The organism is Desulfogranum aggregans (assembly GCF_055398265.1).
The window spans coordinates 2,769,717-2,790,865 of sequence record NZ_AP042447.1 but is presented as its reverse complement, the minus strand read 5'-3'; the positions used below and the strand labels follow the sequence as shown (position 1 = coordinate 2,790,865).

General features: G+C 56.5%; 18 protein-coding genes, 1 tRNA gene and 1 other RNA gene. 9 read left to right on the top strand and 11 right to left on the bottom strand.

The window, feature by feature from the left end:
* Window positions 1-73 precede the first annotated feature (73 nt).
* Window positions 74-1,510, bottom strand: coding sequence for an amidophosphoribosyltransferase (gene purF / locus ACZ52Z_RS12295; protein WP_464267074.1), 1,437 nt, complete (start codon window positions 1,508-1,510; stop codon window positions 74-76).
* 400 nt (window positions 1,511-1,910) lie between these two features.
* Here purF and selD point away from each other — a divergent pair, with 400 nt between their 5' ends.
* Window positions 1,911-2,966 (top strand): selenide, water dikinase SelD, encoded by a 1,056-nt coding sequence (selD, locus tag ACZ52Z_RS12290; protein WP_464267073.1) that lies wholly within the window; start codon window positions 1,911-1,913, stop codon window positions 2,964-2,966.
* Window positions 2,967-2,995: 29 nt separating this feature from the next.
* Here the strand turns inward: selD and ACZ52Z_RS12285 are convergent, their stop codons facing one another.
* The 7 genes from ACZ52Z_RS12285 to ACZ52Z_RS12255 all read right to left on the bottom strand — a co-directional run bounded on the left by ACZ52Z_RS12285 (window position 2,996) and on the right by ACZ52Z_RS12255 (window position 8,195).
* Window positions 2,996-4,141, bottom strand: coding sequence for a M20/M25/M40 family metallo-hydrolase (locus ACZ52Z_RS12285; RefSeq protein ID WP_464267072.1), 1,146 nt, complete (start codon window positions 4,139-4,141; stop codon window positions 2,996-2,998).
* Window positions 4,131-5,336 (bottom strand): 2-C-methyl-D-erythritol 4-phosphate cytidylyltransferase, encoded by a 1,206-nt coding sequence (ispD, locus tag ACZ52Z_RS12280; RefSeq protein ID WP_464267071.1) that lies wholly within the window; start codon window positions 5,334-5,336, stop codon window positions 4,131-4,133. Before ispD ends, ACZ52Z_RS12285 begins: the two co-directional genes overlap by 11 nt.
* A gap of 9 nt (window positions 5,337-5,345) precedes the next feature.
* Window positions 5,346-5,711: RNase P RNA component class A (rnpB, locus tag ACZ52Z_RS12275), an RNA gene on the bottom strand.
* Between the two features lie 15 nt (window positions 5,712-5,726).
* Window positions 5,727-6,338, bottom strand: a complete 612-nt coding sequence (locus ACZ52Z_RS12270; RefSeq protein ID WP_464267070.1) for a ribonuclease HI family protein — start codon at window positions 6,336-6,338, stop codon at window positions 5,727-5,729.
* Window positions 6,325-7,056: a zinc ribbon domain-containing protein gene (locus ACZ52Z_RS12265; RefSeq protein WP_464267069.1), complete on the bottom strand. Its 732-nt coding sequence runs from the start codon at window positions 7,054-7,056 to the stop codon at window positions 6,325-6,327. Before ACZ52Z_RS12265 ends, ACZ52Z_RS12270 begins: the two co-directional genes overlap by 14 nt.
* A gap of 45 nt (window positions 7,057-7,101) precedes the next feature.
* A complete protein-coding gene (locus ACZ52Z_RS12260; RefSeq protein WP_464267068.1) occupies window positions 7,102-7,965 on the bottom strand; it encodes a Nif3-like dinuclear metal center hexameric protein in 864 nt (287 codons plus the stop codon).
* Between the two features lie 153 nt (window positions 7,966-8,118).
* Window positions 8,119-8,195, bottom strand: a tRNA-Ile gene (locus tag ACZ52Z_RS12255).
* A gap of 98 nt (window positions 8,196-8,293) precedes the next feature.
* Between ACZ52Z_RS12255 and ACZ52Z_RS12250 the strand changes: the two genes are divergently transcribed.
* On the top strand, window positions 8,294-10,141 hold the full coding sequence (locus ACZ52Z_RS12250) for a M48 family metalloprotease (protein WP_464267067.1): 1,848 nt from the start codon (window positions 8,294-8,296) through the stop codon (window positions 10,139-10,141).
* An 18-nt stretch (window positions 10,142-10,159) separates the two neighbouring features.
* On the opposite strand, the gene ACZ52Z_RS12245 is transcribed toward ACZ52Z_RS12250, so the two are convergent.
* Window positions 10,160-11,467: an HD-GYP domain-containing protein gene (locus tag ACZ52Z_RS12245; RefSeq protein ID WP_464267066.1), complete on the bottom strand. Its 1,308-nt coding sequence runs from the start codon at window positions 11,465-11,467 to the stop codon at window positions 10,160-10,162.
* Window positions 11,468-11,521: 54 nt separating this feature from the next.
* Between ACZ52Z_RS12245 and ACZ52Z_RS12240 the strand changes: the two genes are divergently transcribed.
* Genes ACZ52Z_RS12240 through ACZ52Z_RS12225 form a run of 4 tightly spaced genes read left to right on the top strand, consistent with a single transcriptional unit; the run spans window position 11,522 to window position 14,164 of the window.
* Window positions 11,522-11,758 (top strand): hypothetical protein, encoded by a 237-nt coding sequence (locus ACZ52Z_RS12240; RefSeq protein ID WP_464267065.1) that lies wholly within the window; start codon window positions 11,522-11,524, stop codon window positions 11,756-11,758.
* Window positions 11,755-12,492: a DUF1499 domain-containing protein gene (locus tag ACZ52Z_RS12235; protein WP_464267064.1), complete on the top strand. Its 738-nt coding sequence runs from the start codon at window positions 11,755-11,757 to the stop codon at window positions 12,490-12,492. Before ACZ52Z_RS12240 ends, ACZ52Z_RS12235 begins: the two co-directional genes overlap by 4 nt.
* A gap of 4 nt (window positions 12,493-12,496) precedes the next feature.
* Window positions 12,497-13,249: a 5'/3'-nucleotidase SurE gene (surE, locus tag ACZ52Z_RS12230; RefSeq protein WP_464267063.1), complete on the top strand. Its 753-nt coding sequence runs from the start codon at window positions 12,497-12,499 to the stop codon at window positions 13,247-13,249.
* 48 nt (window positions 13,250-13,297) lie between these two features.
* On the top strand, window positions 13,298-14,164 hold the full coding sequence (locus ACZ52Z_RS12225; RefSeq protein WP_464267062.1) for a deoxyribonuclease IV: 867 nt from the start codon (window positions 13,298-13,300) through the stop codon (window positions 14,162-14,164).
* Between the two features lie 18 nt (window positions 14,165-14,182).
* Here ACZ52Z_RS12225 and ACZ52Z_RS12220 read toward each other — a convergent pair whose 3' ends face one another.
* Window positions 14,183-16,279, bottom strand: coding sequence for a fibronectin type III domain-containing protein (locus ACZ52Z_RS12220; RefSeq protein WP_464267061.1), 2,097 nt, complete (start codon window positions 16,277-16,279; stop codon window positions 14,183-14,185).
* Between the two features lie 52 nt (window positions 16,280-16,331).
* Window positions 16,332-17,636, bottom strand: a complete 1,305-nt coding sequence (locus ACZ52Z_RS12215; RefSeq protein WP_464267060.1) for an amidohydrolase — start codon at window positions 17,634-17,636, stop codon at window positions 16,332-16,334.
* A gap of 267 nt (window positions 17,637-17,903) precedes the next feature.
* Between ACZ52Z_RS12215 and ychF the strand changes: the two genes are divergently transcribed.
* From ychF to holB, 3 genes are read left to right on the top strand one after another with little or no spacing between them, the layout of a single operon-like run.
* Window positions 17,904-19,001 carry a redox-regulated ATPase YchF gene (ychF, locus tag ACZ52Z_RS12210; protein ID WP_464267059.1) on the top strand — a complete coding sequence of 366 codons (1,098 nt, stop codon included), beginning with the start codon at window positions 17,904-17,906 and terminating at the stop codon, window positions 18,999-19,001.
* An 18-nt stretch (window positions 19,002-19,019) separates the two neighbouring features.
* Window positions 19,020-20,105, top strand: coding sequence for a 3'-5' exoribonuclease YhaM family protein (locus ACZ52Z_RS12205; protein ID WP_464267058.1), 1,086 nt, complete (start codon window positions 19,020-19,022; stop codon window positions 20,103-20,105).
* A gap of 48 nt (window positions 20,106-20,153) precedes the next feature.
* The gene (holB, locus tag ACZ52Z_RS12200) at window positions 20,154-21,149 is read left to right on the top strand and encodes a DNA polymerase III subunit delta' (RefSeq protein WP_464267057.1); all 996 of its coding nucleotides are present in this window, start codon (window positions 20,154-20,156) and stop codon (window positions 21,147-21,149) included.

Genomic DNA, 21,149 nt, shown 5'->3' with positions numbered 1-21,149 from the left:
TACCGCTGACGGAAGATTGCATTCCTGACGGGAAAAAGTATACTCCATTGTCTGTCGGAGGACAATGAGAGGATCATTCCCGATTGGAGAAGGCATCCTTGGTGAAGTTTTTATCCGGAAGAATCGGATAATTACCCGTGAAGCAGGCCAGGCAGAAGCTGTCTTTGCCCAGGCCGGTGGCTTCAACCAGACCGTCAACACTGAGGTAGGTCAACGAGTCAAGGCCAAGGTAATCCCTGATCTCTTCCACACTGTTGCCGGCAGCCACCAGCTTGTCGGAGGAGGGAAAGTCGATGCCGTAATAGCATCCATGCCGGGTCGGGGGACAGCTGACGACCATATGTACCTCTTTTGCCCCGACCTGACGCAGACTTTTTACCCGACTGCGGCCGGTGGTGCCGCGAATGATCGAATCCTCGACAATGATGACCCGCCGGTTGCGCAGCAGGCAGCGCACGGGATTGAGTTTAACCCGCACGCTGAAATCACGCATGGACTGGGTTGGCTGGATAAAGGTTCGACCGACATAGTGGTTGCGGATCATGCCCATCTCCAGGGGGATGCCGGAGGCATTGGAGTAGCCGATGGCCGCATAATTGCCAGAGTCGGGAAACGGCATCACAAAGTCCGCATCGATGTTGGCTTCCCTGGCAAGAATCTCGCCCATTCGTTTTCGTGCCCGGTAAACATTGAACCCGAAGACGTCACTGTCCGGACGAGCAAAATAAACGTGTTCAAAGATGCAGTAGCTTGACCGGCATGGTTCCCAGGGAAAGAGGGAATCTATGCCGTCCTTATTGACGATCAGCACCTCTCCGGGCTCTATCTCCCGCTGATATTCGGCTTCAATAAGGTCCAGGGCGCAGGTCTCTGAGGCCACCACATAGGAACCGTTGTTGAGCTTGCCCAGGCACAACGGTCTGAACCCATGGGGGTCGCGCACGGCAATCATGGTATCCTTGGTCATGAGCAGGAGTGAGTAGGCTCCTTTGATCTCGGTAAAGGTCTGTTTTATGGCTTCATTCAGGCCCCGCTCCATGTACCTGGCCATGAGGTGGACCACAATCTCACTATCCATGGAAGTCTGGAAGATCGAGCCTTCCTGCTCAAGCCGCTGGCGAAGGGAAATGGAGTTGGTGAGGTTGCCGTTATGGGCAACACTCAAGGGGTTGCCCTTGTAGTTGACAAGAAACGGCTGGGTGTTGATCACATTGGATTCCCCGGTGGTGGAGTATCGGACATGGCCGACGGCCATGTGGCCGGAGAGCCGCTGGAGTGTTTGTTCGGTGAAGACTTCGGGAACCAGGCCCATATCTTTATGGATAGCCACCCGCTGTCCGTTGGAGGCGACGATGCCCGCGCTCTCCTGGCCGCGATGCTGCAGGGCATAGAGGCCGAAATAGGTCAGCTTGGCAGCGTCCTCGTGTCCGTAAATGCCGCAGATGCCGCATTCATGGCGTGGTTTATCAGTGGGAAATGTACTGGAAAAGCGTGAATCTGGTGTACTCATGGCGAGAGATTATACGGATGCTGGGAGGCAGTGGATGCAAAATTGAAAGGCACAAAGAACAATTCCTTGTGCCTCAGACGCAAAAACAAGTGGAAGCAACTGCCTCAAAGCACTATGTACAAACAGATTACAACATTTTTTTCAAGGGAATATGGGTCGATTTGCCGCAAATAATAGGGAACCGCTGTCGTCTACCTGTCTTTTCCCTCCCCAGGGAGCGGCTGCGCCGGCCTGCCGGCCAGGGAAAAATGTGGTCTGCCGGACCATAGCCGTGTATGGTGCCACTCAGGGCGGCACGGCTCTCTCCGGTTGCCAGAGCTTTCCATCATGGTTACCGTGCCGTGCAGGATGACAGTATCAGGACAGTACCAGAAGAACCAGTTTTCAGGATAGATGCACAATGACCAAATTGACCCAGACTGTTCAGGCGGCTGGCTGAGCGGCTAAACTTGGCCCAGGGGACCTGGGCCGAATACTCTGCGGACTTGATCTGCCCCAGGACGAACGGTTGATCGTTGGCGCACAGAACAACGAAGACGCAGGAGTGTTTCTGCTCAATCCGACAACCGCCCTGATCCAGACCCTGGATTTTTTCACCCCCATTGTCGATGATCCCTACAGTTTTGGGCAAATTGCGGCTGCCAATGCCCTGTCCGATGTCTATGCCATGGGAGGGAAGCCGCTGCTGTGCATGAATATCCTGGCCTGTCCGGTCAAGGAGATGGCTGATGAGGTATTCAGGGCAGTTGTCGAGGGGGGGCTGTCAAAAGTAAAAGAGGCCGGCGCCCTGCTCGTGGGAGGGCATTCAGTGGAAGATCAGGAGTTGAAATACGGGCTGTCGGTTACCGGATTGGTGCACCCCCGCGACCTGTTGCTCAACAGCGGTGCTCGTCCGGGCGATGCGCTGGTGCTGACCAAGCCGCTGGGCACCGGTATTCTTTCCACGGCCGTCAAAGGGGGATTGGGAACGGCTCTCACCGAGCAAACCATTGTTGCTGCCATGGCCATGCTCAATCGCCAACCCATGGAGTGCGCAACGGCCCATGCGGATATTCGCGATGTGCTGCATGCAGCAACCGATATCACCGGGTTCGGCCTTTTCGGACACCTGCACGAGATGGCTGAAGGAAGCGGCGTCAGTATGCGGATCAGGGCCGTAAGTCTGCCGATCCTTCCGGATGTCATCGATTTTGCGGACATGGGGATTATCCCGGAAGGGGCGTACACCAATCGCAACTTTTACAACCAGTGGGTGATCAGCAGTCTCGGCGAAATGGACTCACTGGAAATGGTCGGTTACGACCCGCAGACCTCCGGCGGGCTGCTGTTGTCCATGCTTCCGGAAGCAGCCGAGCGGCTGGTTTCCCTCCTGGCTGCCGAAGAATATCCTTTGGCGTGTGCCATTATCGGGGAGGCCATTGCCGATGACGCCCCGGGGCGTATCTTTTTTGCCTAGTTCTTCTGTTAAGAGCACACAACGAGCCCTTACAGGACGGACGCTGTCGCCAGACTGAACAGTAAACGGGTCAGCCCTACCATATCCTCCAGGTCGCAATATTCCTCAGTAGAGTGAACATTGGTCATTCCGGTGGCGATGATGGCGGTGGGCAGCCCGTAACCGTTGAAGATGTTGGCATCACTGCCGCCGCCGGCCCGCTCGTAGATCAGTTCCATGCCGATACGCCCGGCAGCCTGTTCGATGCGCTGAAGCACCCGGCTTTCCCGCTCAAGCTGCATGACAGGAAAATCGGCGCTAACGTCCACCTTGACGGCTGGCCGCCCCTTTGCCTCTCCGCTGGGGTCATTCCACGCTGCCACCGTCTTCTCGCAGGTCTCGATTATCTCCCGGGTCACCTGTTCGAGCTTTGCTGGATCATGGCTGCGGACTTCGCCAGCAATGACGACCTCTTCCGGAACAATGTTCGAGGCAGCTCCACCTGTAATCGTGCCGAAATTGGCGGTGGTTTCATGATCAATGCGGCCGCACGGGCAGGCGGAAAGCGCCTTGGCGGCAAGCCTGATGGCATTGACCCCCCATTCCGGGTGGAGGCCGGCATGGGCCGCAATTCCACTGACGGTAATGGTTATCCGGTTGGCTGCCGGTGCATGGGTTATCACCCGGGCAAAACCGGTTGAGTCCAGGGCATACCCCTCCGGAGCGCGGAGAAGCGACGGATCAAAGGCTTTGGCACCGAGGAGTCCGATTTCCTCGCAGGTGGTGATGACGAATTCCAACGGGCGGTGCGGGGTACCGCTCTCTTTGAGGAGCGCCATCAGTTCCAGGCAGGCCGCAAGGCCTGATTTGTCGTCGCTTCCCAGGACCGTCGTGCCGGCACTGGTGAACCGATCGCCTTGGCGCTGCACCTTGACCCCTCTGGCCGGTTCAACCGTATCCATGTGGCAGCTGAAAAAGATCGGTTCCCGGTCAAGCGTGCCATTGAATCGAACGAGCAGGTTGCCGCATTCGGCGCCGGTAACGGCAGCGGAATCGTCTTCTATAATTTCTGCTGCGCCCAGTTCGGCGAACAGTTTCTCCAGCAGGTTTTTGACCTGACCCTCCTCCCGTGAGGGGCTGTCAGTTTCACACAGACGGGTAAAAGTGGCGGCCAGTCGCTCTCGATTAATTTCCATTTTCTTTTGCCTCCAAAAGGACCACCGCATGGGCGGCGATTCCTTCACCGCGGCCGGTAAATCCCATGTTTTCAGTAGTGGTGGCTTTAATGTTTACCGCCTCCTTCGGACAGCTGCAGCTGCGGGCAAGATTTTCTCGCATTGCAGTGAGGTGGGCAGCCAAACGGGGCCGTTGACAAATGATGGTGACATCGGCATTGCCCAGGTACAGGCCTTGCCGGTTGGCCAGGGCCGCAACCTGTTCCAGCAGGAGAAGGCTGGAAATGTCTTTGTAGCGGTTGTCGTTGTCAGGAAAATGTTGTCCGATGTCTCCTGCGCCCATTGCTCCGAGCAGGGCATCAGTGAGGGCGTGGCTGACCACATCGGCATCGGAGTGCCCTTCAAGGCCCAGGTGATAATCGATTTCAACCCCGCCGAGAATCAATTGGCGGTGGCTGACAAGCCGGTGGGCGTCGTATCCGTGGCCGATCTTCATAGTATTTTTTCGTTGCAGGAGTTGTTCAGCCAGGATCAGATCGTCCGGGCGGGTAACTTTCATATTTTGTTCGCTTCCGTCTACAACTGCGACCGTTGTTCCATGGTGTTCGAGCAGGGAGGCCTCGTCGGTGCCCTGAAAACCGGTGCGGTCGGCGTGGGCGAAGGCCTCGGCCAGGAGGCTTCTGCGTACTGTCTGCGGGGTTTGGGCCTGCCACAGCCCGGACCTGTCGACAGTGGCGCTGATGGCTGCTGCTGCAATCCGTTTAAGGGTGTCTTTGACCGGAATCGCTGCTATGGCCGCCCCATGCGCAAGGGCGCCGTCCATGGTGCGAAGAATGGTTGCCTCATCGATGAAGGGGCGGGCACCGTCGTGAACTAGCACGAGCTCCACGTCCGGTGGGAGGGTGTTGAGCCCGGCAAGGACCGAGTCCTGTCGGCGCTCGCCGCCGACGGTAAAAAGCAGCCGGTGGTGCTGGTGCCTGGGGAGCCATTGCTTCAGCAGGCTTCTCGTCTCCTGTTCATGGTCAGGGTGAACAACGATCATCAGGTACTGAATCGCCTGGAGGGGAAGGAATTGTCTGCAGGTGCGGACGAGCAGAGGTACGCCTTGCAGCAGGAGAAACTGTTTGGGACGGTCTGCACCCATCCTTGAGCCGGTTCCGGCTGCAGGAATGATGACGGCGGAAGGTGGGTATGGAGAAATATTTGAAGGGGTCACGGGATAAAAAAAAGGGGGTGAGTTATAAGCCGAATTCTGTTCCCATCGAGGATGGGCCATGATCATTTAGCTGGGACAGCAGTCGCCTGCTGCCTCGTGCAACCTACCCGGAAGTATTGAGCGGGCCGCCCTCAAGCACTTCCCTATTTGGTCTTGCACCCGGTGGGGTTTACCCTGCCTTTCATGTCACCATGAAAGCGGTGAGCTCTTACCTCGCCTTTTCAACCTTGCCTGTGGATGTACAACATCCCATCGGCGGTGTGTTTTCTGTGGCACTTTCCCTCAGTTGCCTGAGGTTCGTGTTACGAACCACCGTGCCCTGCGGTGTTCGGACTTTCCTCTCCGCAGCCGCGGAGCGATCATGCACTCACCCCCTCAGGTTGAGCTACCCTATACCTTTTGTTCTCGCTGATCAATACCTTTGTTGGCCAGGGCGTCGGCACGGGCGTTTTGTGCTCTCGGCACGTGACGTACGCGCCACTCGTCAAGGTCGACCAGATAGGTTTGCACCTGGTCAAACAAGGGTTTCAATGCCGCGTTTTTCACTTTGTAGCGCCCCTGGATCTGGCGGACGATCAATTCTGAATCCAGGAAGATCTCCAATGAACGGCAACCAAGGTCGCGTGCGGATTGCAGGCCGATAAGCAGTGCCTTGTATTCGGCAACATTGTTGGTGCAGGTCCCGAGATAGGAGGAACGAGCAGCCAGTTCGGATCCGTCTGCACCAAACAGCACCGCACCTGCGCCCGCGTGACCGGGGTTCCCCCGCGAAGCGCCATCGGTAAAGAGCCTGCACCTTCCGGGGGTAGCGGGAGCCGCAGAAGAGGAGGATGCCGCAGGTTCCTGCCTGGTGGTGGAAGTCGCCGAATCGGCTTCAGCGATGATCTCGCGAATTGTTCCGGGCGAGGCGCCGGGGAAAAGCTGAATCAGCAAAGCGTCGTCCAGGTGTTGTGCCAGGGTGCGCAGCACCTGTTCCCTGGTAGGGCGATTATTCTTCGACAACTACTTCCTCTTCTTTGACTCGGTAGTAGAGGATGCGCTGGCAGTTCGGGCAAAGGTTGAGTTTATCGCCTTTGCGAATCTCGTTGAACTGCTGAGGCGGGATGGTCATGAAACACCCCTGGCAGACGCTGTCAATTGCCGGTACCACTGCCAAGCCGTCGCGCTTTTTGAGCAGCATGTTGTAGCGCTTGAGGGAAACAGCTTTGAGCTCTTCGGCCAGTGTCTCACGTTTTCCGTTGACTTTTTTTCGGTTGGCGTCGATTTTCTTAATTTCTTTCTCAACGTCCGTTTTTTCTTCCTCAAGGAGCTTTTTTTCACCGCTACAGAGGTTTTCCAGCTCTTCTGCTTCAGCTTGGACCGCCTCAATCTGCTCCATGATCAGCAGACCTTTTTCTTCTGTTTCCTTGAGCAGCCGCTTGTTTTCTTCTATTTCCTTGAGCAGGGCCTGGTGCTCGCGGCTGGTCTGTACCTGCATCATTTTGTTCTGCCGGTCCTTAATGCGTCCCCCTGCGTCTTCGTTTTCCGCTGCGGTTTCCCGTTGCAACTGGAGCAGCGATTCGGTCTTTTCGTGACAGGCAGCGATAGCTGCCGTTTTTTCCTCGATGGACTGCTCTCGGTCGACCAGGATCTGTTCCTTGCTGGCAATGGCGGTATCAAACCCGGCAATTTCTGAATCTATTTCCTGCAGGTCGATCAATTTTTGGATTTCTTCTTTCAATGGTGTGCTCCTTGGTAGCCTACGGGAGGCTCTAACTGTGGTTCATTATACGTCTCTTCCTGCTGACGGCTCGGTGCGTCCGCTCCTCGCTGCAGCTGGAAGTGATTCCGGGGTAAGCCGCAATGGCGTTTCCTGATGAGCGGCGGTAACGGCAATGGTAATGCCTGCAGCGGAAATGGCCTCCTCAAGGCGTTCCTTAAAGATGGTCATCGCCGGGTTTTCGGTGGCAAAGTGGCCTCCGTCGATGATCCAGAACCCTGCATCCTCTGCCCAGCGTGCCACCGAATGCTTGATCTCTGCGGTGACAAAGACATCTGCTCCTGCAGATCGGGCGAGCTCGGCAAAATCGCCGCATGAGCCACCGCACACGGCTGCCGTCGTTACCTGGGGCGGCCTGGGGCCCGCTTCCAGTAACCAGGGCGGGGCAATAGCTTGGATCAACCTGGTGACAAACGCTTCAGCTGGCAGCGGAACGGGGTAGGTGCCTATTCTGCCCAGGCCGCAACCGCCTTCGGCGGAACTGGCGACCAGCGGGAGCGTATCGGACAGGCCCAGCTGTTCCGCCAGCACATCACTGACGCCGCCGATAGCAGCATCCAGGTTGGTATGACAGCCGATGACGGCAATCTCGCTCTGCAGGGCAAGAGCGATGAACTGACCGATGGGATGATCTGTACGAATGGAGGAGAGGGGGCGAAAAATAGCAGGATGATGAGTCAGGATGACATCGCAGCCGAGAGAAGCGGCCTGGGCGATGAGGGTGGGGGTGGGGTCGAGAGCAAGGAGTGCCCGGTGGACCCTCTGGTCCGGTCTGCCGACCAGGAGGCCGACGTTGTCCCACTCCTCGGCCAGTGACTCCGGTGCAATTTGTTGTAGAATTTTGATTAGTTCTTGAACCGTTGGCGCCATGTATTACTCTATAAAGAAAAAGAGGCACACCTTGTAGGGTGTACCTCTTGATAGACAATTGGAGTACAATGCCTTGCTGAGCGCGTCAGCAAAATTTTTCGCAAGCCGCTGGTTGTCTTCAAATGCTGAAAAGGGTGTAGCTTTCCGAAAAAATGGTGGGCCTACCTGGACTCGAACCAGGGACCGACCGGTTATGAGCCGGTGGCTCTAGCCAACTGAGCTATAGGCCCCAAAATGTCAGTAAACGAAAAATAATACCAAAAAAAATAATTGCGTCAAGTGTTTTTTCGGTAAAAACCGGAGAAAGAGCAGGCGCACAAGGAAAGGTATGCTCTACAATAACCTGATCTATTTTCTGGTGGCCATTTTCAGCTACTCCACAGCTACTGCGCCGACCGCACCCTGGCTTCCCTGGTGGGCAGCCGTTGCCGGTTTTGCCGGACTGCTTGTGGGGTTTCGCGCCGTTGCCCGGAGGCTGTACCGTGCAGCGCTCAATGCATCCTCTGTCCGGTATTTTTCTATTGAGCGAAAGCTCTCGTTGCTGGCCGTTGGCTGTTTTCTTCTGTGGGTATACCTGTTTGACCTCAAGTTCTTTCTTCAGCCCCTGTCCTTTGGCGGTCGCCTGCCGGCAGTGGAAAACCTTGCCGGTTTGAGTGTGTTCATGCTGCTTTTTTGTACGATGTGGCTCCAGGCCAGACCGCTCTACGAACAACTGTTTCACCGTCGGTATACGTCCTTTGGCTTTGTGCTGAACAATATTAAGATCAATCTACCCATTGTTCTTCCCTGGCTGCTGCTTTCCCTGAGTTTTGATATACTGCTGCTGCTGCCGTTTCCCGCATTGCGCCAGTTGATCGCCTCGCCGTGGGGTGACCTGGTGTTGTTTGCGCTCTTTGTCTGTTTTCTGGTGGTGTTCTTTCCGCCGTTGGTCCGCCTCCTGTGGGATTGTAAGCCAATGCCTGATGGACCTTTGCTGGAGAGGATCCGTGCCTTTTGTCAAACGCAGGGGTTCAATTCACCGATCCTCTATTGGCCGCTCTTCGAAGGCCAGGTGGTTACGGCCGGGATAATGGGCATTATTCCGGGGTTTCGCTACCTGTTGGTGACTCCGGCGCTGCTGGAAGCCCTGGATGAAAGAGAACTGGAGAGTGTACTTGCCCACGAGATCGGCCACGTGCGCCACCGGCACCTAGTGCTGTATGTCCTGCTGTTTCTCGGGTTCAGTCTGCTCGCCGGTGCACTGGCTACTCCGGTTCCGCATCTTATTCTCTCCAGCGATACCTATTACTGGCTGCTGGAAAAATTTACCCTGTCGCCGGACGCGTTGCTCGGTATCCTTGGCGCCATACCGCTGCTGGTGCTGCTGATTGTCTATTTTCGTTTCGTGTTTGGTTTTTTTATCAGGAACTTTGAGCGCCAGGCCGATGCCTTTGTCTTTAAGGCCCAGGGAACGGGAGCGTACCTGTGTTCGTCTTTTGAAAAGATATCCCTTTTGACCGGCACCCGTAGGGAAGAAAAAAACTGGCACCATTTCGGACTCGGTGAGCGGATTGGGTTTCTTGAGCGGTGCGAACAGGACCGCTCAGTTATTTCCCGGCATGATAAAAAGGTGTATGCCACCTTGGCAGTCTACTTTACCTGTATTGTCGCGCTCGCCGTTGGAGCGCGGCAGCTTGATCTCCAAGAGCTCTCTGCAGGGTATGAGGTAAAATACGCCGAGGCCGTGCTTTTACAGAAATCACGTCAGGAGCCGGGCAACAGTCTATGGCCGATATTGCTTGGCGACCTCATGCAAAGCCGGCAGATGGAAGGCGAGGCGGTAGAGGCGTATGAACAGGCCCTCAAGCTCAAGCCCACCAGCGCCGAGGTGAATAACAATCTGGCCTGGCTATTGCTCACCGCCAAGGATACTTCCCTGCGAGATCCCGAAAGGGCACTGACCCTGGCGAGAACAGCGGCACTGCTCAATGAACAGGGATTTATTCTTGACACGCTGGCCACGGCCTTCTGGGCCAATGGCCTTGTTGAAGATGCAGTGGCCACGGCCGTCAAGGCCATTCGGCTTGATCCCGGCAACAGGCGTTACTACATGGAACAGATCCAACGCTTTGAAAACAGTCGCTGGGGAGAGGACTCCACGGTAAGGGACGTGGGCGGCGAACAGGGGGCGTCTTGAGCGTGGCGGGCCGCGTTGTCAGGCGAGCAGGTCGGGTATGGTCATTTCCCCCCGCTCAAAGGCGGCGGAAAAGGCGTGGACCACTTCAGGGTCGAAATCCTTTCCCGCATGGCTGAGGATGACCTCGCGGGCGTTCCATTCGGGGGTGGGTTCCGAGTAAAAGCGCTCGTGGATGAGTTCGTCGTAGCGGTCTGCTACCGCCAGGATCGCTGCGCCCATGGGGAGCACCTCTTCATTCTGGCGACGGTTTCGGGCTGTATAGGCACGGTGCTGCCCCAGGAGCATGGGCAGTATCTTTTTCAGTGGACCTCTCAGGTTGTCGGGGAGTGCAATGTCATCCTTTCGGGTGGAGGTTTCGCGGGCGCTGTTGTTGTCTTCCTGGATGAGGGAGGCCGCCTTTTGCAGGATGTTGCGTTTAACCTGCAGGTTGCCGAGATCGTGGAGCAGGGCGGCCGAACGGATATCCTCGATGTGTTCCGGCGCCAACCCCATGGCAGTGGCAATCTTTACTGCGTAAATAGATACCCGAAAACAGTGGCTTTCCGCATACTCGTCCTGGGTGATGAAGTGTCTGAGAATAAAGAGAATACCCTGGTAGGTATGACGTAGCTCATTGACTCTCTCCTGGAGTTTTTCGTAGAGGGTGCCCATGGCGTAGGCGGTGACCAGGAGGATACAGCCCCAGGAAATCAAATGGTACCACTGGTTGGCTCCTCCCAGGCCCACAGGGTCGGAAGTATCAAATCGGTGGGGATTGATCAGGTAGATCAGGCTGACCAGAAGGATGCTGGCAAAAGCAGTGAGCACGGCGTGACGTCTGCCAAAGGAATAGGCGGCAAAAACCGAAGGCAGACTGTAGAAACCAAGTAAAAGGTACTGGGAGGCTACGGTATAGTTCAGCAGCCAGGCGATGGCCAGGAGGGAGAGGAGAAGGAGCAGTTCCTTGAATCGGGCCAGGGCTCGTGAAGGGAGCAGACCGTACAACCGGGAGAGCTGGTTCCTGGCCATAGATCGCTGACCATTTATGCCATCTCCGACCTCTCCCTGAGTATTATCCTTTTCCTCGGCAGAGGGGCTGGGTGCCGCTTGCACTGGGGCAGGGAGAAAAGCGACTTCCGCATGGAGTCGACGCAGTTCCGCCGCCACCCTCCTTCCCACCTGTTCAGGAACATTTCTGGAGAGCACTATCGGCAAGTTGCTCAGCAGTTGGGGTATCTCCTCTGGCGGGATGTTTTTTGCATATTTTTGCAGGTAGGCGACAATCTCGTCCTCCTGCTCCTGAGAAGTGATGGATTTGAGGATCAGTGACCCTTTTGCATCGGACATATGGTGCTGGCAGCGGGAAGTTGCAAAGCGTTCCGGCCTTAAGTATAGTGGGAGATGGTGGCTTTCAGCGATCGGCAGCCGTTGCCGCGGCTGTTTTCGCTGGGTATGGCCATCGATTACATCGGCGGTCTGTCGTGCATGAGGGGGATGTCTTTCTCCCCTGTAGGTGATTATAGGAAACAGAAAGTGAGGTTGCAAGCAACCGCCGCTTTTTTTCAGCAAGGTGTCGACACCTGTGGTGTGCCGTTTGCTGGTCGCGACTATTTGATCAAGAACGAGGTAAAAAAATGAGCAGTGGACGGTGGACCCGATGGCTGGTGGTTTGCCAGGCAGCACTCTTGCTTGCCCTTGGCGTAGGGGTGTTCGCCTTGAGGTATAGCCTGCTTTCCTGGCGTCCTGCGCTCCTTGCTCTGGCTGTGGCCAGCTTGCTGATGGGTGTCATCGGTTTTTTCAGCCTGCTGTATTTGTATCTGCAATTCAGGCAGGGAAACCACGACGGCGCTGGTCACTGCGTTAAGGCGGTGGCCCTGTCGCTCCTGCCGCTGGCAGCGCTGCTGGTGTTAGGGGTAAAGAGCAGGGGCGTGCCGCCGATACACGACATCTCCACTGATACCGTCAACCCGCCCGCCTTCACCGTGCTTGCCGCAGCCAGGAAACCGGAGCAGAATAGTGTGCAGTACCCGGGCGGCGAGGTGGCAGCGCAGCAGGAGGCGGCCTATCCGCAGGTAAAACCGTATCTGTCTGGAGCGGCAGTCCCCATGGTCTATGCTGCCTGTCTGGAAACAGCCAAGCGTTTGGGGTGGGAAGTGGTGGCTCAAGATCCCGATGCCGGCAGGATTGAGGCCGTTGCCACGACGGCTGTTTTTCGTTTTCAGGATGACGTGGTTGTCCGGGTTACGGCCACCGATGCCGGCAGCCGGGTAGACGTTCGATCCGCTTCCCGGGTGGGGGTGAGCGATTTTGGCGCCAACGCCAAACGGATTCAGGAGTTTCTTGCTGCGGTCCGAACGCAGGTGGAGAGCTAATACAATGAAGCAACCGCTTATTCTGGTGACCAACGATGACGGGGTAAATGCCCCTGGGCTCAAGGCACTGCGCGAGGCCGTGGCTCCTCTGGGTCAAGTGGTGACGGTTGCCCCGGAGCAGGACAACTCGGCTGTCAGTCATTCTATAACCATGCGCAGGCCGTTGCGGGTTGAGCAGCTGGAGGACGATGTCTACACCCTGGACGGCACCCCGACCGACTGCGTCACTATTGCCCTGAACAAGCTGTTGCCCCGCCAGCCGGCCTTGATTGTTTCCGGCATCAATCCTGGAGCAAACCTGGGTGATGACATCAGTTATTCCGGAACGGTGTCCGCAGCCATCGAAGGGACAATGTATGCCATCCCCTCGCTGGCCTTCTCCCTGGCGGGAAATCACCCCTATAATTTTGATGTGGCTGCCGGTGTTGCCTGGAAGCTCGCTTCCATGGCGCTGGCCTTCAAGCTGCCGCCCGGCAGTTTACTGAATATCAATATTCCACAGTTGCCGGCCGGGCAAATTTCCGGAATCCGTTTTACCTGCCAGGGAAGACGGGTATACAAGGATGCTATCCAGGAAACCTTTGATCCGTGGGGAAAAAAGCATTATTGGATCGGCGGTGGAACCGTGCACTGGTCAGGTGGAGAGAATACGGACGAGTCGGCGGTGCGCCATGGGTATGTTTCCGTGACCCCGATTCAGTTGGATGTGACCAACCACAGCGGTCTTGATTACCTGGAAGAGCAGTGGAAGATGTAACCATGCGGGTATATCGTTTCAGGGAAGACGATTTGGAGGAGCACCACAGTGCCACTATTGGGAGCCCATGAATCGGTTGCAGGCGGCCTGCATCTCGCTTTTGAGCGTATCCTCAGTGTCGGCGGGGAGTCGCTGCAGATTTTCACCCGCAATCAACGGCAGTGGCAGGCGCCGCCCATTACCGATGAGGAAGTAGACGCTTTCCGACAGAGCTGGGATGCGGCCGGTGGTATGCCGGTTGCTGCTCATGGCTCCTACCTGATCAACCTCGGCACCCCTGATCCCGGAAAGGCGGCCCGGGCTGTAAATGCACTCGCCGCAGAGTTGGAGCGATGCATACAATTGGAGATACCCTATGTGGTGCTTCATCCGGGCAGCCACGGTGGAGACGGGGTCGAGGCAGGGCTTGAGCGGGTGGTGATCAACATGGACCAGGCACTGGCCAAGGCCGATATTACCAGCCATGCAGTCCGGCTGTTGCTGGAAACAACCGCCGGGCAGGGAACGAGCCTGGGAGCTGATTTTTCAGAGCTGGGATGGCTGTTGCAGCAAAGCCGCTACAGGGATCATTTGGGGGTCTGCTTTGACACCTGCCATGTGTTTGCTGCAGGGTATGACCTGCGCGATCGCGCTGGGTATGACCGGACCTTTTCCGCACTGGACGATTCAGTGGGCCTGGAGAAGGTTTTTTTCTTTCACCTCAATGACTCGAAAAAGCCGTGCGGCAGCCGGGTTGATCGGCATGCCCATATCGGCAAGGGATGCATCGGCTGTGAGGGGTTTCGCCTGCTGGTCAATGACAGCCGTTTTCGCCGCCATCCCATGACGCTGGAAACCCCCAAGGAGAAGGACCTGGCCGAAGACCGGAAGAACCTGCAGGTGCTGCGCTCGCTCATCAGGCAGGGAGACGAGTAGAGCGCCTGTCAGCAAGGCCTACGGTTTCTTTTTATCGGCAGGATAGCGGATGGAAACTGTTGCCGAGCGCATGCTCTCCAGTCCGTCCTTGTCCACCGCCTGTACCAGAAAGCGGTATTCCCGGCCCGGTTCAAGTCCTTCCCGTATCTGAAAACGGTTGGTTTGCGGGCGTCCTGCCACTTTGTTGAGAAAACCGACGGAAACCACCTTGTAAAAATCGATGTCTTCCTCCCTGTTGGCTCGCCAGGTAAGCACCACTGCGGAGTCGTTTATTCGGGCGCGCAACTCCACCGGACGAGCGGGAAGCGGCTTGGTCGTTTTTCTGATCAGGGGCGAAAAGTGGCCGTGTAGCCCGTCGTGATCAACGGCGCGGATCCGATACCAGAGAGTCTGTCCATCACCGAGACCTGTTTGGGTATAGGTGCGTCGATCTGCAGGGAGGGACGTAATTTTCCGGTCAACACCCTCTGGTCTGTCGCCACTGAAGATTTCGTACCCGGCGATATCGGATTCAGGGTTGGCCTGCCATGCCAATTGCACTTTTTTCACCAGTTTTTCAGGGGTTGAAACGGGGACAACCGCCTGGGGAACCGGTTTGGTTGTTGCGTAAACAACGGCCGAATCCATTGAAGAGGTGTTGACAACATTGACGGCCTGCATCTTGTAGTAGTAGCGGGTATTGTCTTGCAGGGGGGTAGAGGAGGAACCACGATCAACGGTTTCCTTGGTCAGCCTGCCCTCAATGAAGGTGACCTTTTCGTAGGGGCCTTCCTGTTTGGTTGCCCTGAACAGGGCGTAGCCTCGGGTGTGCGGGTCGCTGCTCTCTTTCCATGAGAGCGAAACCTGACGCGGCAGGTTGTCAATCGCCTGCAGCCGGGTGGGCGGCGGCGGGGCGCCTTTGGTTAGTGCCGAGGCTACCGGGGAGTCGTCGCTTTCCACGCTGACTTTGTTTTTACTGCGCACGATGTAGTAATACCGGGTGTTGTCGGCAAGCTTGCCGTACCGTTCGTATGACTTGGCGCTCCCGCGATCCAGGTAACTCTGCTGGTCCCGGTTGTCAGTCTCGTAGATTTTCATCAAATGCCCGTTCACCTTATCTTTGCGGTAAATGGCATAGCCGACGATATCCGGGTCCGGGCTGAGCTCCCAGGACAGGTGGATCTGGCGGAGTCCGTTGCCTGCAGCATTGACACTGGTGACCGCTTGGGGGCGGCCTCTGGTGGTAATGGCAAAGGGTGGCCGGGGAATGGAGGCCAGTCCCTGCGGATTGATGCCGATGACGGTATACCAGTAGGTGCTCGCATCCTGGAGCTGATTGTCTTCCAGTACCAGCGGCGGGGTCGTATTCGGAACGGGAGCGCCGAGGGGAATGAAGATTCCTTTCGGGCTGTCTGCCTTGAGCAGCTGGTAGGCGCTGTGGATGTACCCGGGGGCCGGTTGAAGGAGAACCCTGATTGTACGTATTCCTCCCTGGGTGGAGAGGATGGTGGGCGCCGGTACTCTGGGGGAGTAGATTGCCCCCATTTGCAGCAGATTGTCGAGCAGGAGGTTCACTGCCTCGCCGATTGCATTGGGAAAAGCGGTGCTGTCCAAGGCGGGGTCATCGTTTGCTTCGGAGAGTGTGATGAGGATGGTCCAGACTTTCTGCCCGGAGTGGATGTCCCAGAGTTCGATGAGGAGGCGAGAATGGGCGCTGATAGTGGCTTCAGTGTTGGAACTGGCCTCCAGGTGGCTGAATTTGCCGGTGATGATCCCTCTGGCGTGGAGGGTTTTGCCGGCATCAATGACCGTGGAAGCGGTAAACGAGTGGTGTTCGTTATCCTTTTCCGGTGCTTGTCGGTCGAGGAGAAAGTCAACCTGGCTGGGAGCAATCAAATCGTATTTACCGATCCGGTCGAGCTCCTCAAACAGTACCTTGCGCAGCTGCGGGAGATCGGAATACTGGCCGGTGAAGGGGAGAAGAGCTACCCGGTTGAACAGGGTGCTTTTTGCTGTTCTCTTCAAGTCGATGTCAATGGTTGCAGAGGGGCGCTCCTGCGCCGACAGCAGTGCTGGCAGAAGCAAGCAAGCGAAAAGAAAAATAAGCGGCAGCCGGGCCGTCCACTGCCTGAGCATGTCTCTCCCTTTTCCGCGCACCGGCGGTGAGCCGGAGGTGGCATTTGAGGTGCTAGTGGATGGAGGAGGCGAGGGTGCGTACATATTCCATGGTCTCATTGAGTTCAAAAGTAAGCAGTTGTTGCTCCCGAACGACCAGCCTGCCGTTGACGATAACCGACCGGACATCGCTGCCGCTGGCGCCGTAAACAAGCAGATTCGGGCTGTAGAATGGCTGCAAATGCGGTTGATCGATATCAACCAGGATGATGTCGGCGCTGTTGCCGGGAACCAGGGAGCCGACATGCCCGCCGAGCCCAAGGGCTTGAGCGCCGCCGCTGGTTGCCATCTCCAGTATTGCTGCTGCAGGCACACCGACAGGGTCCAGACGCGGAAGCTTGTGGAGTTTTGCGCAGATATCCATCTCCCTGAACAGGTCAAGGCCGTTATTGGAAGCCGCTCCATCCGTGCCGATCCCAAGCCGAATTCCTCGCGTGTGCATGGCCTGGAGCGGGGCGATGCCGGAGGCCAGTTTCATGTTGCTCTGAGGACAGGTGATGACACTGCATCCATGTCGGGCAAGAATGTCCATGTCCTGGTCGTCTGCCCATACCGCGTGAACGCAGATGGTGAGTTCGTCAAGGACGCCAATGGCTTCCAGGTGTTGGATCGGACTCCGCCCCTGCGGGTCAGAAATGGCGTCGTACTCGGCTTTGGTTTCGGCTACATGAATAAAAAACGGTACTCCGCAATCGCTGGCAACGCGTTTCAGGGCGGTGAGTGTTTTTACGGAACAGGTGTAGGGTGAATGGGCAAAGACCGCCGGGGTAATGCACGGGTTGTTGCCTGCCCATCGTCTAATAAATGCCGCTCCCTCGGCAACTGCCCGGGATGGATCGGGAGCACCCGGAGCAGGGAAATCAACCACTGCCTGTGCAGGGACAGCGCGTATGCCGGCATCGACAAAGGCGCGACAGACTGCATCGGCAAAGAAATAGCCGTCGGCAACAGTGGTGATCCCGCTGAGCAGCATTTCTGCTGCTGCGAGCTTGCTGCAGTGGTACACCATTTCCTCCTGCACATAAAGGGCTTCTGCCGGAAAAATATGGTTATGCAGCCAGTCCCCAAGTGCAAGGTCATCAGCCAGACCCCGGAACAGGGTCATTGCGGCATGACAGTGACCGTTGACAAGGCCGGACATGGCCAGCTGTCCATGTCCGTCCAGGGTTGTCCGTGCGGCAAGAGGAGGACACTGCTCCATTGACCCTGTCTGGATGATCCTGCCCTGGTCGATGACGATGAAGCCCGGCCCTTCAGCAGGCATCCTGGCGGGACCAGGAAGTAGGCGGATGTTGGTGATCAGCAGGTCAGGGGTCATGAAAACCGTTGAGTTTTTTGGTAGGGTCGTGTGAGGCAACCCTTTCAGCAGAGAGGGATTATGGTTCGCTGCAGTGCATAACTGCTTGCAAAACGGCCTTGGGCTGTGTATCACAGGTGGCACATTTATTCTGGTACTCGCTATAGTATACTGGAGTCAACTGTCTGCGGGCAAGAAGATACATGGCCGTGGATGAAAATTGAGGTGCTGCAGTATACTGTCTTGCTGTAGATGTAATATATTGTCCCGCTGTAGATAGAGGAAGTTATGGGTTTTCGATGTGGTATTGTCGGGTTGCCGAATGTAGGCAAATCGACCATTTTCAACGCGCTGACCGCCGCAGCCATTGATGCGGAAAATTATCCTTTTTGCACGATAGAACCGAATGTCGGCGTGGTCCCTGTGCCTGATGTGCGGCTTGATACCTTGGCCGACCTGGTACAGACCCGGAGCAAGGTCCCGACGCAAATGGAATTTGTCGATATTGCCGGTCTGGTCAAGGGAGCCAGTCAGGGAGAGGGGCTGGGCAACCAGTTTCTCGGCCATATTCGTCAGGTGGATGCCATTTTGCATGTGGTTCGCTGTTTTGAAGACGATAATATTGTCCATGTAGATGGAGATGTGGACCCCTTGCGCGATTTGGAAGTTATTTCCATGGAGCTGGTCATGGCGGATATGGAAACGGTCGAGCGACGGCTGGTCAAAGCCAAAAACCAGACCAAGTCCGGCGATAAACAGGCCATTGCCGAGGCCGCCTTTCTGGGAAAGGTCCTGGATGTCCTCAATGGGGGAAAACCAGCGCGAACCGTGGTGGCAGAGAGTGACCTGGAAAAGCGGGTGCTCAGGGAACTGTTCCTGTTGACCACCAAGCCGGTCCTCTATGTGGCCAACGTGAGCGAAGAAGACCTTGGCAGCGGTAATCCCTATGTCGAGCGGTTGGCCGCGGCTGCCAGGGAGGAGAATGCCTCCATCGTTACCATTGCAGGAGCCATCGAGCAGGAGTTGAGCCTCCTGGAGCCGGATGAACAGGAGGAGTTTCTCACAGATCTCGGCATGAGCGAACCGGGCCTGAACCGTCTTATCCATGCCGGCTATGAGCTGTTGAATCTGATTACCTTTTTCACGGTCGGCGAGAAAGAAACCAGGGCGTGGACCGTCCCGCGAGAGACCAAAGCCCCCCAGGCAGCAGGCAAGATACACAGTGATTTCGAGCGGGGATTCATCCGGGCAGAGGTCATCGCCTATGAAGATTATATCGCCTGCGGTTCAGAGGCTGCGGCGAGGAGCAAAGGGCTGCTGCGCGCCGAAGGAAAGGAATATGTGGTCAAAGACGGCGACTGCATCCATTTTCTTTTTAACGTGTAGACGATGTAGGCTGTGCCCATGGACCGTAACAGAGTGAAAAAGAAATTTATTACTGAGCTTCGGCAGGGAGAGCAGGTAAACGATATTTTCCTGGTGGCCCGCAAAAACCTGGCCGAGACCAAGGCTGGAAAACCCTATCTGGCACTCGGGTTAATGGATAAGTCCGGTGAGATAGAGGCCAGGCTGTGGGAGAATGCAGTGCAGTATGATCCTGCGGCCGCTGTCGGCGAGGTGATCATGGTGAACGGCACCGCAAAATCCTTTCGCGATGAACTCCAGCTTGGGTTGACCTCCCTGGAACGTGTCTCGGCAGAGGAGGTGAGGCTTGAGGATTTCATGCCTGCCAGCCAAAGATCACTCTCGGAGATGGAGGCCGAGTTGCTGGCACGGGTCAACGGTATCGCCAATGAACAGCTTAAGCGGCTGCTTCTGGAGATTTTTCAGGGGCAAACACTGGAGTTGTTTGTCCACGCTCCGGCTGCAAAGAAAATGCACCATGCCTATATCGGTGGCCTGGTCGAGCATACCTTGTCCATCATTGGTATGGCGGTCAAGACAGCAGAACACTACCCGCTGATTGACCGTGATCTAATGGTCGCCGGGGCGCTTTTGCATGATATAGCCAAGATAAAAGAGTTTGATTTTACCCGTATGCCCATTGAATACACTGACCAGGGACGGCTGGTCGGTCATCTGGTGCTGGGGGTGGAAATGGTCCGGGAGGCCGCCCGCACGATAGGCGATATTGATGCGGCCTTGATCGATCAGATAGCTCATCTCATATTAAGTCATCATGGACAGTTGGAGTTTGGTTCGCCGGTGTTGCCGATGACCCCGGAAGCCATGCTGCTGCATCACCTTGACGATATGGACGCCAAGATGAACTATATGGAGCAGTTATGTGAACAGATGGAAGAACCGGGCTGGCAGTGGACCGCCTACCAGCGTCCGTTGGAACGCTTTCTCTATTTGCGCGCCTGTGGAGAGAGTGCTGAACCGGCACCAGGCGAAGCACATGCCATGATCAAGCAACCAGCAACCAGGAGCAAACGTGTGCCGCTGACTAATGGGCAGGCCAAACAGAAGCAACAGTCACTGTTTTAGCCATTCGTTTTTTTTTCAGCGGTAAAAGCGTGCAGTGGGCAGCCAGGCATGGATACCCCTTTCTTTGACCACATCCGCGGGCAACACAAGGCCAAAGCCCTCCTTGCCAGGGCGCTTGCGAGCAATCGCCTGAGCCACGGCTACCTTTTTTCCGGGCCCGATGGTGTCGGTAAGACAACCATGGCCATGGCTTTTGCCGCCCAGATGTTTTGTACCGGAGACAGCGTGGCAGGACCCTGCGGGCAGTGTGGGGGGTGCATAAAATTCCGTTCCTCCAATCATCCGGATTTCATCCGCATTGCTCCGCAGGGGGCAGCCATAAAAATTGATCAGATTCGAGCCCTTAAAGAGGCACTTGTCTATGCACCTTTTGAAAAAGGGTACCGGGTGGTGGTGCTTGAGGAGGTACACACCATGCGCCGGGAGGCTGGCAACAGCCTGCTGAAGTTGCTTGAAGAGCCGCCTCCGGGAAACCTTTTTCTCCTGCTTGCCTCTTCTGCTGAGGCGCTGCTGCCAACGATTGTGTCCCGGTGCCAGGTTATTCCGTTTTTTCCCCTCTCCCCAGATGCCGCAACAGCGGTCATTGTTGCGCACCAGCCCGAGCTTGGCGAAGAGCATGCCCGCCTGCTGGCCGCCCTGGCCGACGGCTGTCCGGGACAGGCCCTGATCCTTGAAACAGAGGGGGTGCTCACGCTCTACTCCGAGGTTTTGGAGCAGATGGTGCGCCGGTATCCAAGCGAGGCCGAAAGAGTGGAGGGGGCGCTGGGTATAGCCGCTGAGATGGGCGCGCTCAAGGAACCTTTGCCGGTGCTGTTGCAGCTCTTTCGGCTCTTTTTCAAGGATGTGATGAAGGCTGTTGCCGGCGTGGTGCCGCAAGCTGCACAGTCCGCTCCTGTGGCTGCGGCAAGAGAACTGTGGAATTTGGATCAGCTTTCTGCTAAGATAGCGGCCGTTGACCTCGCGGAAAAAGCGCTTGCCAGGAACTGTAACCGGGGACTGGTATGTGAGGTCTTAATGCTGGAGATCATTGGGTATCCTCAGTAA